10 protein-coding genes are annotated in these 14194 nt (G+C 62.0%); 3 read left to right on the forward strand and 7 right to left on the reverse strand.

Features of this window, described 5'->3' with window-relative positions; all coding sequences use genetic code 11:
• Positions 1 to 101: 101 nt before the first annotated feature.
• The 3 genes from HMPREF0372_RS04050 to HMPREF0372_RS04060 are packed head-to-tail and all read right to left on the reverse strand — an operon-like array spanning position 102 to position 4415.
• Entirely contained in the window at positions 102 to 986 is an 885-nt protein-coding gene (locus HMPREF0372_RS04050; protein ID WP_155116962.1) for a hypothetical protein, read from the reverse strand.
• A gap of 17 nt (positions 987 to 1003) precedes the next feature.
• On the reverse strand, positions 1004 to 1735 hold the full coding sequence (locus HMPREF0372_RS04055) for a response regulator (RefSeq protein WP_007489219.1): 732 nt from the start codon (positions 1733 to 1735) through the stop codon (positions 1004 to 1006).
• On the reverse strand, positions 1707 to 4415 hold the full coding sequence (locus HMPREF0372_RS04060; RefSeq protein ID WP_007489220.1) for a sensor histidine kinase: 2709 nt from the start codon (positions 4413 to 4415) through the stop codon (positions 1707 to 1709). The genes HMPREF0372_RS04055 and HMPREF0372_RS04060 overlap by 29 nt, the downstream gene beginning before the upstream one ends.
• Before the next feature lie 179 nt (positions 4416 to 4594).
• Here HMPREF0372_RS04060 and HMPREF0372_RS04065 point away from each other — a divergent pair, with 179 nt between their 5' ends.
• The 3 genes from HMPREF0372_RS04065 (at position 4595) to HMPREF0372_RS04075 (ending at position 7858) form a co-directional block, all read left to right on the forward strand.
• Positions 4595 to 5383: a polysaccharide deacetylase family protein gene (locus HMPREF0372_RS04065; RefSeq protein WP_007489222.1), complete on the forward strand. Its 789-nt coding sequence runs from the start codon at positions 4595 to 4597 to the stop codon at positions 5381 to 5383.
• A gap of 407 nt (positions 5384 to 5790) precedes the next feature.
• Positions 5791 to 6888 carry a 3-isopropylmalate dehydrogenase gene (leuB, locus tag HMPREF0372_RS04070; RefSeq protein ID WP_007489224.1) on the forward strand — a complete coding sequence of 366 codons (1098 nt, stop codon included), beginning with the start codon at positions 5791 to 5793 and terminating at the stop codon, positions 6886 to 6888.
• A gap of 40 nt (positions 6889 to 6928) precedes the next feature.
• Positions 6929 to 7858 (forward strand): LysR family transcriptional regulator, encoded by a 930-nt coding sequence (locus tag HMPREF0372_RS04075; protein ID WP_007489225.1) that lies wholly within the window; start codon positions 6929 to 6931, stop codon positions 7856 to 7858.
• A gap of 76 nt (positions 7859 to 7934) precedes the next feature.
• On the opposite strand, the gene HMPREF0372_RS04080 is transcribed toward HMPREF0372_RS04075, so the two are convergent.
• From HMPREF0372_RS04080 to HMPREF0372_RS04095, 4 genes are read right to left on the reverse strand one after another with little or no spacing between them, the layout of a single operon-like run.
• Positions 7935 to 9398: an SLC13 family permease gene (locus tag HMPREF0372_RS04080; protein WP_039996653.1), complete on the reverse strand. Its 1464-nt coding sequence runs from the start codon at positions 9396 to 9398 to the stop codon at positions 7935 to 7937.
• 43 nt (positions 9399 to 9441) lie between these two features.
• Positions 9442 to 10293, reverse strand: a complete 852-nt coding sequence (locus HMPREF0372_RS04085; RefSeq protein WP_009259749.1) for an amidohydrolase family protein — start codon at positions 10291 to 10293, stop codon at positions 9442 to 9444.
• A gap of 5 nt (positions 10294 to 10298) precedes the next feature.
• Positions 10299 to 11219 carry a glycyl-radical enzyme activating protein gene (locus tag HMPREF0372_RS04090; RefSeq protein ID WP_007489228.1) on the reverse strand — a complete coding sequence of 307 codons (921 nt, stop codon included), beginning with the start codon at positions 11217 to 11219 and terminating at the stop codon, positions 10299 to 10301.
• 28 nt (positions 11220 to 11247) lie between these two features.
• Positions 11248 to 13752: a glycyl radical protein gene (locus HMPREF0372_RS04095; protein WP_050810471.1), complete on the reverse strand. Its 2505-nt coding sequence runs from the start codon at positions 13750 to 13752 to the stop codon at positions 11248 to 11250.
• Between the last annotated feature and the right edge of the window lie 442 nt (positions 13753 to 14194).

Raw genomic sequence — 14194 nt, forward strand, 5'->3', positions numbered from 1 at the left:
CGTGTCTATGACGGCGAGGAGCACTGGATGTAAGTACCTCCTGATCTTCCTCTTCCATACAAAAGCGTCCCCCGGAACCGATTGGTTCCGGGGGACATCTTTTATTCCCGCTTGTCCAGGGGAAACAGGATTTTCAGGAACAGCTTTTCGGCCGGGCCGCCGCGGATCAGATCAAAGCTGCGCGCCGAACCGTCCGGCCCGGTGACGGTAAACCGGCCTGCCCCGTTGACCACCGCGAAGCCCAGGGCTTCCAGGGTGAGCTGGAGGGTGAGCTCCCACTCCAGCAGGGAGTCCACCGCCCCCTCCCGGTAGGCGTCCCACAGCCACTGGAATTCCATAGGCTGGGTCCCGTCCTGGAGGAAGCCGCGCCACAGCGCCTCCTTCTGCCGGGCCGAGAGGGCCTCCAGCGCGTCCAGCACACCGGCGTCCTCCTCCCAGGCCAGGTAGGCGTAGCGGCTCCCCGTGGGGCGGCGGACCGGAAGGCCATCCCCCAGGGCGGCGGCCTGGGCGGGCTCCAGGGCGGCGCTGGACCGGGTGCGGGCGCTCCCGGCGCACAGGGCGGCCCAGGCGGCGGCCCGGGCCGGAGTGTCCATCTCCACACGGAGGCACAGGCCGGTAAGCTGGTCAAAGGGCCGGCCGGACACCGAGCGCAGGCGGATGACTGCGGTGCCGTCCGCACGCACGGCGGCCCGCAGCTCGCCGGTCTCCCGCCGGGCGGTGGTGCCGTACACCGTCACGGGCCAGAGCCCCTCCAGCCCCGCCAGCGCCCCGCCGCACACCTCCGCCAGATCCCGCCACGGGAACACCGTGTCCGGGTAGAACAGCAGCAGCGCCGGGCTGTCCGGCCGCTGGAGCACCACAGGCTCACAGTCAAAGAGCTGTCCCACATCCCGCATCAGGCCCAGCAGCGCCCCAGGGCCTGCCGCGCACCCAGGCCGCAGTCCAGGGAGCCGGTGCTCCCCGGCGGGGCGGTAGGGATACAGCATGGCCTCTCCTCCCCCGCTCATGCTTCGCTCTCCGCCCCGGCCTCCTCGTCGGGCTGGCGGATCATCCGGTAGCCCACGCCGATGTGGGTCTGGATGTACCGGGGGTGGCTGGGATCGGGCTCGATCTTCTTGCGCAGCGTGGCCATGAACACCCGCAGGGAGGGGGTGTCGGAGGGCAGGGCGCTGCTCCAGATCTTGTTGAGAATGTAGTTGTGGGTGAGCACCTTGCCGGTGTTCTGGGCCAACAGACACAGCAGCTTGTACTCGATGGGGGTCAGGTGGACCTCGTTCCCGTTCTGGTAGGTGCAGCCGGCGGCGTAGTCGATTTTCAGCCCGCCGTTCTGGTAGATGCTGGCCGCCTCGTCCACCTTCTCGCTGTCGTAGCGCACCCGGCGCAGGGACACCCGCAGCCGGGCCAGCAGCTCCTCCACCGAGAAGGGCTTGGTCAGATAGTCGTCCGCCCCGGCATCCAGGGCCTCCACCTTGTCGTGATCCTCGCTGCGGGCGGAGATGACAATGATGGGGGTGTTGCTCCAGGTGCGCACCTTCTTGATGATGTCCACGCCGTCCATGTCGGGCAGGCCCAGATCCAGCAGGATCACGTCGGGCCGGCAGGAGGCCGCCTCCAGCACGCCGGAGGCGCCGTTTTTGGCCCGCCGGTACTGGTAGTGCTGGGTCTCCAGGGTGGTGGAAATCAGGTTGCCGATGGCGTTGTCGTCTTCAATGATCAAGATTTGAGGTTTGTTCATCGGTGTTCACCTCCGCAAGTGGTAGTGTAAAGCTGAAGATAGCGCCCTTGGGATAGTTGTTTTCCACGGTGATGGAGCCGCCGTGGGCCTGCACGATGGAGCGGCACAGGGACAGGCCCAGGCCCAGGCCCCGCCGCCCGTCGCCCCGGGCGTTGTTGGCTGTGTAAAACATGTCGAACAGCTTGGCCTTGGCCTCATCCGAGATGCCGGGGCCGTCGTCGGCGATGCGCACCTCCACGCTCTCTCCCCGCTTCCGGGCGGACACCTGGACATGGGAGCCGGGGGGCGTGTATTTGATGGCGTTGTTGACGATGTTGATGACCACCTGCACGATCAGGCGGGCGTCCATTTTGGCCATGAGCATGTCGTCAGGCAGCTCCACGGTAATGGTGTGCTCCTTGGCCTTCCGGTCCAGGTGGGTCAGGGCCTCCTGGAACACCTCCTCCAGCAGCTCCGGCTCCATCTTCAGACGGATGGTGCCGTTCTCAATGCGGGAGACGGAGAGCAGGTTCTCCACCAGGTTGGCCAGCCACATGGAGTCGTCGTAGATGGAGGTGTAGAGCTGCCGCCGCTTGGCCGCGTCCAGCACGGAGGCGTTCTCCATGAGGATGCCCGCGTTGCCCGAAATGGCGGTCAGCGGGGTGCGCAGATCGTGGGAGATGGCCCGCAGCAGATTGGCCCGCAGAGCCTCCTGCTGGGCCTGCTCCTCCACCCGGTGCTTCTCCTGGCCCAGCAGCTCCTTCTCCAGCACCAGGCCGCACTCGTCCACGATGGCCAGCATCAGGTTTTTCTCAAAGGCGTCAGGCTCCCGGCCCTCCTCGATGGCAATACCCGCCACCGCCAGGGCGCTGCCCTCCCCCCGCACCGCCAGATAGAGGCACTTGGCGTTAGGCAGGGTGTTGGTGGTGGCGCCGGCGTGCTTGTTGTTCTTCTGCACCCAGGAGGCCACCGCCGTCTCGTCAGGGCCCAGGTATGCTCCTGTGTCCACAGTGGGCTCCACAGGGAAGAACCGGGGCTGGCCCAGGGTGCCGTCGGACAGCACCGGGTAGTACAGGGCCGTCCGCTCCAGCAGCTTGCGCAGTTGTACCGCCATGGCCTCCAGAATGGCCTCCTGGCCCTCCGCCTTCTGGAGGGTCTGGCTGGCCTCCAGAAGCACCTGGGTGCGGTAGGCCTGCCGGGAGGCCAGCCGCGCCTGCCGCTTGATGCGGGTGGTCAGCGAGCTGCTCAGGAAGGCCACCAGGAACATCACCAGGAAGGTGGCCAGATAGCTCTTGTCGTTGAAGTGGAAGGTGAACAGCGGGACGGTAAAGAAGAAATTGAAGATAAGAATGGACAGGATGGAGGCCGCCAGGCTATAGAGCCGCCCGCTGGTGACCATGGCCACCACCAGCACGCCCAACTGGTAGATCATGATGATGTTGGCCTCGCTGAAGTCCAGATAGGCGAAGGCCAGGCCCACCATCGTGCACACCGCCAGGATCACCAGGGTGCGCAGCGCGTCCTTGACGGTGAACCGCTCGCTGAGGTTCCAGCTCTTCCGCGGCGCCCGGTAGGCGGGGTAGGTGTCCGGGATGATGTGGATGTCCAGATCGGGGGCCAGGGCGTTGAGCCGGTCCACCAGGTTTTTGCTCCGCTCCCAAAAGAAGCGCTTGTTATTGCTCCGGCCCAGGACGATTTTAGTCACGCCGCTGGCCCGGGCGTACTCGGCAATCTGGAGGGGGGTGTCGTCGCCGTACACCGTGGCGATGCGGGCCCCCAGCTCCTCCGCCAGGCGCAGGTTGGCCCGCAGGCGGCTGCGGTTGTCGTCGCTCATGTCCTTGAAGTCGGAGGTCTCCACGAACAGGGCGGTGAAGCTGCTGCGGAAGGCCTCCGCCATGCGGGCCGCCGTGCGGATGACATTGGCGTTGGACGGCGCGCCGGACAGGCAGACCAGGATGTGCTCGCTGCTCTTGGCCTTGGTGCCCACCCCGGTGTCCGCCGCCCGGTTGAGCCGGTCTGCGGTGCGCCGCAGGGCGATCTCGCGCAGGGCGGCCAGATTCTTCAGGGTGAAGAAGTGGTCCATGGCCCGGGCCGCCTGGTTGGGCCGGTAGATCTTGCCCTCCTTGAGCCGCTCCAGCAGATCCGCCGGCTCGATGTCCACTACCTCAACCTGGTCGGCGCGGTCAAAGATCCGGTCGGGCAGCCGCTCCGCCACCGCAATGCCGGTGATGGAGGCCACCACGTCATTGAGGCTCTCCAGGTGCTGCACGTTGACGGTGGTGTAGACGCTGATGCCTGCCCGCAGCAGCTCCTCGATATCCTGGTAGCGCTTGCGGTGCCGGCTCCCAGCGGCGTTGGTGTGGGCCAGCTCATCCACCAGGATGAGCTGGGGCTTCCGCGCCAGGGCCCCGTCCAGATCAAACTCCCGCAGCGTGATATTCTTATAGGGGATCTCCTTGTTGGGGAGCTGCTCCAGCCCGTCCAGCAGAGCCAGGGTTTCCGGCCGGACGTGCGGCTCGATGTACCCGGCCACCACGTCCACGCCCATCTCCTTGGCGTGGTGGGCGGCCTCCAGCATGGCGTAGGTCTTGCCCACACCCGCCGCATAACCGAAGAATATCTTCAGCTTTCCCGTTCTGGTCTCCTCTTTCAGCTTGAGCTCCCGCAGCAGTGCGTCCGGATCCGGCCGCTGGTCCGTCATGGTTCCCGCCTCCCCTGCATAAAATTTTATATTATATTATATCACAGCTTTTGTTGGAATTTCGCTGCCTTTTTCACTTTCATATAAAGATTGCGTTAAGATTTCGCCAGGGCATGCGCTCACGCTCCTTTACATATAAATGAAAAAACGGCCTATTTGAGAAGGGAGCGGATTTTTGTATGAAGTGTTTGATCCTGCGGCGCCGGACCCTGACCGTGCTGGCGTGCGCCCTGCTGGCGGCGGCCATGTTTGCCCTGGTCAACGCCCCGGCAGTGGCGGAGGCCTCCGCCACCGACCGGCAGCTTCCCATCTACTGCGTTCAGCGGGACCAGAAGATGCTGGCCATCTCCTTTGACGCCGCCTGGGGCAACGAGGACACCCAGCAGCTCATCGACATCCTTGGAAAATACAACGTAAAGGCCACCTTCTTCGTGGTGGGGGACTGGGTGGACAAATACCCGGAGTCCGTCAAGGCCCTCCACGACGCCGGCCACGAGGTGATGAACCACTCCAACTCCCACGCCCACATGTCTCAGCTCTCCAGCGAGGCGATCGTCGCCGATGTGGAGGCCTGCAACGACAAAATTGAGGCCGTCACCGGCGTGCGCCCCACCCTGATCCGCCCGCCCTACGGAGAATACGACAACAATGTAATTACGTCCATCCGCTCCATCGGGATGGAGCCCATCCAGTGGGACGTGGACAGTCTGGACTGGAAGGATCTCCCCGCCGGGGAGATCACGGAGCGGGTGGTGAGCCGGGTCCAGCCCGGGTCCATCGTTCTCTTCCACAACGCCGCCCTCCATACCCCCGAGGCCCTGCCCGCCATCCTCGAAACCCTGCTACAGGAGGGCTACACCTTCGTCCCCATCTCCGAGTTGATTCTCCCCGGGGAATACAACGTGGACTACACCATCGACCACACCGGCCGCCAGCTTCCGGCGCAGCCATCGTCATCCCCCCGATAAGGGTTCGCTGCCCGGACCTTCACCTGTGCAGCCCCAGCAGAGCCTGGTGCCGCAGATGAGCTATTGATTGCTTCGGGAGCAATGATGTTGTCTTACTCATCGGCCCCAGGATTCCCCGCTGAATGTATGGCGCGCTTTCAGGCGAAAATCGACCGGCGGGAACGGGCGGCCCTTTTATACTGCTGATAAACATACGGTTTTTTACATCTCTTAAGCCAGGCCCCCGGAGCGTTTTGCTCCGGGGGCCTGGCTTTCGCTCGGGCATACGCCGGAGCGAAAGCCCTCCATAACTTTTCTGAAGGTAACCCTTTTGTTTTGGAATTTCTCTCACATGATAAGCTTTGGTATAATGAAATTGCACAAAACAAATCGTATATATTCTTATAAAGATTGGGAGTGTGCCTGCCATGGAAAAGAGAATTGCCGTTTTGCGCGGGGATGGAATTGGTCCGGAAGTCGTCAACGAAAGTATCAAGGTATTGGAGCGGGTCGCACAGAAATTTGGGCACACGTTCCATTATTATGATATAATCGGCGGTGTCGCCGGTCTGGAGGCCTACGGCGATGCCCTGCGTCCGCAGGATTATGAGCTGGGGCGTTCCTGCGACAGCATCCTGTTCGGCTCGGTGGGTGATCCCCGCAAATACACCTTCACCGGTGCCAACGGCACCAAAAAATACCCAAGCCGTAAGGAGGCCGCGGTGAAGGCCCTGGCTTCGTTCCGGCGCGGCATGGAGCTCTTTGCCAATATCCGTCCGGCCAAGGTCTATCCCCAACTGATCCAGGCCTCTCCGCTCAAGGATACGGTGGCCCGGGAACTGGATCTCATTGTTCTGCGGGAGAATACTGCGGGTATCTTCTATGCGGGCAAGTATAGGAAGGAGATCGGCGGCGAACTGACCGCCTGCGATGAGTGCGTCTACACCTGGTCACAGATCGAGCGGCACGCCCGCTGCGCGTTTGACCTGGCCATGGGCCGCAAAAAGCACGTCACGATGGTAAACAAGCCCAACGCCATGGAGACCGGCGTGCTGTGGCAGACGGTATATGAAAAGGTGGCCGAGGAATACCCTGAGGTTCACTATGAGACCATGCTGATTGACGGCTGCGCCGCCCGCCTGGTGAGCAGGCCGGGGTATTTTGACGTAATCGCGGCAGAAAATATGTTCGGCGATATCCTGTCCGACCTGGCCAACAGTGCCGCCGGCTCCATGGGTATTGCCGGCTCCGGCGACATTGGGAGCGAGGGCAAGGGATTATACGAGTGCGCCGGCGGCTCAGCGCCGGACATTGCCGGCCAGAACATTGCCAATCCCATTGCCGAGATCCTCTCTGCGGCACTGATGCTCCGCCTCTCCTTCCATATGACCGTTGAGGCCGACGCGATTGAGGCGGCCATTGTCAAGGTTTTGGACGACGGATACCGCACCGGCGACATTATGACTCCGGGAGGCAAGCGGCTCTCCTGCAGCGACATGGGGGATGCCATATCCGAGGCGATCTGACTGTGGGCCCCGGTGCGGCCTGAAAAAGGGAGGTTCCGCTATGCGCATCGAACAGCTTATCGCATTCGATAAAGTAGTGCAGCACAGCTCCTTCACAAAAGCGGCTAACGAGCTCTACACCACCCAGCCCTCTGTCAGTAAGATGATCGATGCCCTGGAGGACGAGCTGGGGCACCAGCTGCTGCGGCGGACGAGCCGCGGCATCGAGCTCACCGCCTATGGCAAGTGGGTTTACGGGGACGTAAAGATCATTCTTCAAATGGTGAACGGCTGGCAGGAATCCACCCCTCTGGAGGAGGTTCCCCGGGAGGTACACATACAGAGCACCACCACCATGTGCAATTTTCTCTCCGCGGGGTTTATCCCCTGCCTGAAGGACCGGCACCCCGACATCAATCTGCTGCTCCACGAATGCCGGCGCAGCGAGATCATTCACAAAATGGAGGAGAACGGGGTCCACATCGGCCTGCTCCCGATCCGCAAGGAAAATCAGGCGGACTCGACCGCCACCCTGGAGCGGATCCGCAAAAACGGCTGGGACTGCTGCGAGGTGATTGAAGACCCGGAATACCTGTTTCTCGGCTCCGGCCATCCCCTGGCTCTGACAGGGGAAATCACGCCTCAGATGCTTGCGCAGGTGCCCCTTGGCACCTATTCCCACGTAAACGACGACAACTGGCTTCTGTTCGGACACTATTTCAGTGGAGAGGCCGGATTCCGCTGCCACAGCAAGGACGCCATCTTGCAGTATGTGGCGCAGAACAGGTGCGCCGCTATCTTTCCCAGGTTTACCTCCCAGTACGAGTATTTTGTCAGCCAGGGAGCGGTGCAGCCCGTCATGGTTCATGGACTGGATTTCGGACATGCCACCTTCCTGCTGGTCCACCAATCAGGAAAGTCCCTGCTTCGGGAGGAACAATCGGTGGTGTGTGCGCTGAAGCGATACTTCAAGGATTGCACCTGCAAATAAAAAGGTTGAAAGGCCCCGCCGGTATCCTGTTGGGATACCGGCGGGGCCTTTCACGTATGCTCCAGCCCCTGCTGCATCAGAACATGACGTTTGCCATGGGGAAGATCACGGCCAGAATAAGAACCAGGGTGATGCCGCAGCAGACAAGGCCGTATTTCACGGCGTCACTTCCGGGAATCCACTCCTTTTCGCCGTGGACAATGGCCGCAGGAGCACTGGCGGGCGGGGTTGCCATACCCATATTGGTGGCCAGCAGCACACAGACCGCCAGTGCCGCCGGATTGGCGCCGCAGGCGATGCCCACACTGTAGGCGATGGGCGTCAGCATGGCTGCGGTGGCGATGTTATTAGCCACGTTGGTGAGGGCCATACCCACGACACACATTACTGCGGTGAGGACGAGAGGGCTCTTGCCCTGGACCACCGGCGTGATCAGCTCCACCAGCCAGGCCGAGATTCCGGTGGACTCGGCGGCCATGGCATCGGCGATACTCAGAGCGGCGGCCAGGATGAAGATGATGGACCAGCCAATGTTCTTGGAGAACAGTTGGACGGCAGGCATGCCCTCCTTCAGACTGACCATGATATAGACGCCGACAGCGCCCAGCAGGATGCCGGTGGCGCCCACATTGTTCAGCACCGTACTGACAATAAAGGTCTTGGGCACGAAGGAGGGGAACAGCAGCAGGACGATCACGGTCACAAAGAAGACCATGATAAATTTCTGATACCGGCTCAGCTTGGGCAGCTCTTCCATGGATTTGTTGCTGGAGGCAATTACGCTGACATCGCACCGGAGGACAAATTTCATCAGCACCAGCAGCAGGGCCATGGTAATAGCGGTGATGACGACCACGATCGCCAGATAGGGGACAAGCGCGATGGAGTCGCCGCCGGACATCTGGGTATAGCTGGAGAACACCACGGCGGGCAGAGACTTGAACGGCAGCAGCATGTAGAAGGAGCAGCCCACACAGATTGTGCCCACCAGGGTGATAGAGGCCCACTTGCTGCCGGGCTTAACGCCGTAGAGGCGGCAGATCTCCTTGATCAGGGGGAAAATTACCATGGTGGCCGCAGCGCAGGAAACCATGATGACCAGCGCGCACATGGCCAGGAAGATCATCAGGGTCAGCAGATATGGCCTGCCCTGCACAACCTTGCGGCTGACGATCCAGCGCGCGATATACTCGGTGATACCGGCGGCGCTGATGATGTTGGTAAAGGCGAAGAAGAAGAACAGCAGCAGGACGGTGGAATTGCCGAAGCCATCCCTCAGGACGGCGGGTACGGTGGAGTAGCTGCTCAGGCCCAGGAAAAGCAAGCCGAAAATGCTGGGCCAGAAGGAGTCGTTGGCGATCAGCCAGCCATAGAGCATCCCCAGAAAGATACCGATCACCTCCACCCCGAGAGGGGTCAGCGGCTCCGCGGCGGGGACAAACTTGAAACAGACCATGATTGCCAGGGATATCAGGATGTGGATCACCTTGATCGGAGTGAGATTGGTCAATCTTTGCTGTGCATTCAGTTGCGTACTCACATTTGAGACCTCCCTTGAAAGTTGTATTTATCTCAGGCTGGACTCACACACGCTCCAGCTCCAAGATTCTGCGGGCGTTGCCGGCCAGGAAAGCGGGCTGGGCCTCGGGTCTCAGGCGCCCCTCCAGGAAGTAGTCCACCGCCTCCCGCAGGGAGACATAGGGGTAGGCGGAACCAAAGAGCATCTGATCCCGCAGGATATAGTTCGCCGCAGCCAGGTACTCTCCGCTTCCCGGGCCGTTGAACTGGTACAAATCCGGCAGCAGATAGACATTTTTATAGCGATACGCCACGTGAATGGCCTCCGTCACCCAGGGCCAGCCTCCGTGGGAGAGGATGATGTTCAATTTGGGAAACGCCTTGGCCACCCGCTCGGCGTGCTCCGGCTTGGAGTACTCGATGTCCGGGCCGCAGTTGGAGCCCACCATGAGCATGACGGGGACACCCAGCGCCTGGCAGCGCTCATAGAGCGGGAAAATCCGTTCATCCTCCACGAACATGGGGGTCTTGGTCAGTCCCGGTTCCATGACGATGCCCCGCAGGCCCTCGCCCACGACGTACCGCTCCAGTTCCTCCATGGCCTCCGGCCCGTCGCTGGGGTCCACCCCCGCCATGCCGGTAAACCGCCCGGGGTAGGCGTGGATCAGGTCCACGATATCCTGATTGTCCACAATGCCGATGTGAGGGAGTACCTTGCGCCCGGCCAGCACCGCCATGCCGATGCCCGCCCGGTCCATTTCCGTTAAAGATGCCTCCATATCCCTGGCAGCCACAGCCGGGGACTGGGTCATGCCGAACGCCTCGGAACAGCGCCTTGCCCGCTCCAGATCCCGGTACATGATGGTCTCCCGGTAGCTGCCATAGGGCGGACGGTAACGAAAATCAATGATATCCATGAAAATCACTCCTGTCCCGGCCGCAGGCCCAACTCAGCCCGCAGCTCGTCGTTGAGGCGCCTTACCGCCCCCCTGTCCGGCGGCTCCAGTCCGGCCAGTGGATAGCTCCGGCCCAGTTGGCGGTACTTTCCCTCCCCCCAGTTGTGATAGGGGAGCAGCTCGTAGTCGGCCAGCGATGGGAGCCTCCGCAGGAACTGCACGATTTCGGACAACTGTTCCCGGCCGTCGTTGACGCCGGGGATCAGAGGGGTGCGCACCTGGAGGGGCAAATCAGGGAATTCCCGGGAGAGCGCCATCAGGTTGTCCAGAATCCGCCGGTTGTCCACCCCGGTGTACCGCCTGTGTACCTCCGAAGCCATACATTTGAGATCAAAAAAGATAAGCTGGCAAAAGGGCGCGGCCTTCTGGAACGCCTCAAAGGGCACGTATCCACAGGTCTCCAGGGCCGTCCCCACCCCCTCCTCCCGGAACCGTTGCAGCAGCTCGGCAGCAAAATCGGGTTGGGCCAGAGGCTCACCCCCGCTAAGCGTCACGCCGCCTTCGGCGCGCCAGCTCATGTGCTGGGCCATCACCCGCTCCACCAGGGTCCTGGCGTCAAGCTCTTCACCGATCCGGCTCAGCGCGCCGGAGCAGCAGGCCCGGACACAGGCAAAGCAGCTCCGGCAGGCGGCGCGGTCCACCTGAATCCGGCCGCCGGCCGCCACGGCGGCGGCCCCGGTGGGGCACGCAGCCGTGCAGGCCCGGCAGCCGATGCATTTAGCCGGGCGGCAGCTCAACTCAGGCTCCCCATGCTGTGACTCCGGGTTGGCGCACCACTCACACCGGAGCGGGCAGCCCTTTAGAAAAATCAGGTCCCGCATGCCGGGGCCGTCGTGAAGGCTGAAGCGCTGCACATTGAAGATGGTTCCCACTGCGGATTGGCTCATGCCGCCCCACCTCCCTCCTGCGGATGGTTTATTCGGTGCACATGCTGGTGTGCTCGGTACGGTTGATAATCTCCGTCTGTAGCTTCTCACTCAGGTCGGTGAAGTAGGCGCAGTAACCTGCCACACGCACCACCAGGTTGCGGTATTTGTCCGGGTCCTTCTGCGCGGCCAGCAGGGTCTCCCGGTTGACGACATTAAACTGAATGTGCCACAGTTTCAGATCCACAAAGGTGCGGATGATCTGGATAAAGTTCTGAATACCGCTCTCCCCCTCCAGGAATGCGGGAGACAGCTTGATGTTCAGCAGGCGCTGCATCGTCAGGTCGTGGGCATGGCTGTTGATGGCCGCCACAGCGTTAAGCGTGGTGATGGGGCCGTTCTCATCGGTGCCCTGGGTGGGGGAGATTCCCTCGGACAGGGCGACGCCCGCCCTGCGTCCGTTGGGTGTGGCAATGGTCTTGCCGCCCAGGGCCACGTGGGAGGCCACCGGCACAAACTTCAGGTGCTTCTGTCCGCCGTGCATGGTGCGGTGGCGGACAATGACGTTCTGCATCATGGCGTCAAACCGCCGGGCCAGCTCCAGGGCGTGCTGGTCGCCGTTGGCAAACTTGGGTGCGCTGAGCAGCTTCTGGCGCATGGGCTCATAGCCCTCAAAGTTGGCGTTTACCGCCTGGCGGACCTGCTCCAGGGTGAATTCCCTGCCCCGGAATACGAACTCATCCAGGGCGGAGAGCGATTCGATCAGGGTGCCGATGCCAATGACATTCACCGCACCGTTGTCGATATACAGGCCGTAGTCCCTGTCACAGGGCTGGTGCAGATCCTTCATGTTGATCCGCCCCGCCTCGCTGAGGGCGGAGGTAAACGGGCAGGCCAGCTTCAGGGCGTTGCTCTGCTCCAGGGTGCCGGTGCGCTTCATGATGTGGCGCACAAAGAAGGTAAACGCCGCCTCCAGGTTGACCATCAGATCGTCCATGTTCTGAATCTGTCCGGCGGGGATGGGCGTATCCAGGAATTTCTCGTACTTCCCGTCCCCGAAGTGAACCCAGCCGTCGCTCATGGCCATCTCCAGGACGGCGGTGATGTTCAGGTTGCACACCGCGGCCAGGTAAGTCTCATAGTCGGGCAGGCGGCCCCCGCAGCAGCCACAGGCGGCATAGTCGCGGGCAATGTGCAGCGGCACGCCGGCGGCGATGTAGTGGGTGATAAACTCCTCGTCGTTGAAGAACTTGGGGCAGCCGTATCCCACCTTCACCACCTCGGCGGCGGCCCGGAGCAGCTTATCCGGGGTATTGGCGTGAACCCGCAGGCTGACATCGGGATACTGGAAGGGGAACTCCTTCTTGGAGCGGAGGATGAGGTAGGTCAGTGGATTGGTGGCGTCCCGGCCGTCGGGGGTCAGGCCGCCCAGGGAAAGGGCCTCAAAGTGGGTGTAGCCCTCGTGGCCGCCCGCCGTGCTCTTGCCCTGGTAGGGAACCACCTCGCCCACCTTGATGAACATGCATTCCAGAATCTCCATGGCCCGCTCCTCCGTGAGGGTGCCGTCCTCCAGGCCCGCCTTGTAGAGGGGGTAGAGATACTGGTCCAGTCGGCCCAGACCCACGCCGCCGCCGTTCATGTTCTCCAGCCGGTAGCCCACCTGGAGGAACCACTGGGCCTGCACCGCCTCATAGAAGTTCCGGGCGGGGTGCTCGGGCACATGGCGGCAGATCTCCGCAATGGTCTCCAGCTCGGCCCGGCGTACCGGGTCGCTCTCCTCCGCGGCCATCGCCTCGGCCCTGTCCGCATAGCGGTGGGCATATGTAATCATGGCCTTGCAGGAGAGAATCGCGGCGTCCAGATAGTAGATCTTGTCCATCTGGTTGTGCAGCAGGTTGCCCTCGATGCCCGCCTTCTTCTCCTCCAGCTCGCGGATGATGCTCTCCAGGCCCTCCCTGATTACCTTTTCATAGGAGCCGGTCCAGCTCAGTGTGTGGGCGTTGTTGGCCTCGTCGAAGATGAGGCCCTGGGTGGCATACTCCTCGTCGCCGTAGATCACCCTGCGGGTCTCCCTGGGGAGCATGTTCAGATAGAGCTCATGGGAGGTCTTGCCCTTCCAGTACGGAACCACCTCGTTGAGAACGGTATCCACCTCCGCCTGGGTCATGGCGTAGCCCGCCTTGCCCTCCGCCTTGAGGATCTTGGGCAGATCACGCGGGAACTGGCCGCCCCGGGTCTCAGGATATAGCACACAGTAGCGGCCCGGACCGCCGGCCGTGCCGACAATGAGCTCATGGGGCTGGATCACCACTTCTATGTGCTCCATCATGTACTGGATGGCCAGCGCGGTGCGGAGCACCTGGGGATAGGCCTCCGTCTGCATCATGGACTGCGTAAAGAGCACCGCTCGCTGGATATCCACCCGGGGCTTCCGGCCGTAAAAGCGGTCCTCCATGATCCTGTTGATGCGCGGCCGCGGAGCGGAGAGCTGCCGGCCATCCTGAATCCGCTGCTCCAAGTCGGTCATTACGGCGGTGTGTGCGTTTGCACTCATAGAACGTCCCTCCTATGTGGCTGCCATACTGTCTAAATTCTCCAGTTTTACAGCGCTGAGCAGCCCTATTTCTGTACTTATCATAAACGACATGGCTCTCAGAAACAAATTCACAGTTTTCACCGCCCCATTCCAGAAGGTTATCCTTTATTTGCGTACCTTTTGCATGGAAACCATTGGACGCATATCAGTTCTCCAAAATGCAAAAAGGGCGTGCGCCGTAGCTAAGCTGCGGCACACGCCCAGTTGGCTGGAGCCGTTCCGCCAGGAACTCTCAACAGGGATTTGCCAGCGATAAAGGCCCCTCTGGAGCCCGGCCGCTGTCCGGTCTCCAGAGGGGCTTCTGTTCGTCTTCTCTCTGCTCAAACGCCCCTCAGGTCGCCGTCCTTCATGCAGAGGTGGACGGCAGCGGTGGTGAAGGTGCGGGGCAGGGCCAGGATGT

It is taken from the genome of Flavonifractor plautii ATCC 29863 (assembly GCF_000239295.1).
GTDB lineage: Bacteria > Bacillota > Clostridia > Oscillospirales > Oscillospiraceae > Flavonifractor > Flavonifractor plautii.

What these genes read in the sequence shown, in the direction of transcription:
- HMPREF0372_RS04050 (WP_155116962.1), bottom strand. Translation starts at nt 986, where the DNA reads ATGCTGTATCCCTACCGCCCCGCCGGGGAGCACCGGCTCCCTGGACTG.
- HMPREF0372_RS04055 (WP_007489219.1), bottom strand. Translation starts at nt 1,735, where the DNA reads ATGAACAAACCTCAAATCTTGATCATTGAAGACGACAACGCCATCGGC.
- HMPREF0372_RS04060 (WP_007489220.1), bottom strand. Translation starts at nt 4,415, where the DNA reads ATGACGGACCAGCGGCCGGATCCGGACGCACTGCTGCGGGAGCTCAAG.
- HMPREF0372_RS04065 (WP_007489222.1), top strand. Translation starts at nt 4,595, where the DNA reads ATGAAGTGTTTGATCCTGCGGCGCCGGACCCTGACCGTGCTGGCGTGC.
- leuB (WP_007489224.1), top strand. Translation starts at nt 5,791, where the DNA reads ATGGAAAAGAGAATTGCCGTTTTGCGCGGGGATGGAATTGGTCCGGAA.
- HMPREF0372_RS04075 (WP_007489225.1), top strand. Translation starts at nt 6,929, where the DNA reads ATGCGCATCGAACAGCTTATCGCATTCGATAAAGTAGTGCAGCACAGC.
- HMPREF0372_RS04085 (WP_009259749.1), bottom strand. Translation starts at nt 10,293, where the DNA reads ATGGATATCATTGATTTTCGTTACCGTCCGCCCTATGGCAGCTACCGG.
- HMPREF0372_RS04090 (WP_007489228.1), bottom strand. Translation starts at nt 11,219, where the DNA reads ATGAGCCAATCCGCAGTGGGAACCATCTTCAATGTGCAGCGCTTCAGC.
- HMPREF0372_RS04095 (WP_050810471.1), bottom strand. Translation starts at nt 13,752, where the DNA reads ATGAGTGCAAACGCACACACCGCCGTAATGACCGACTTGGAGCAGCGG.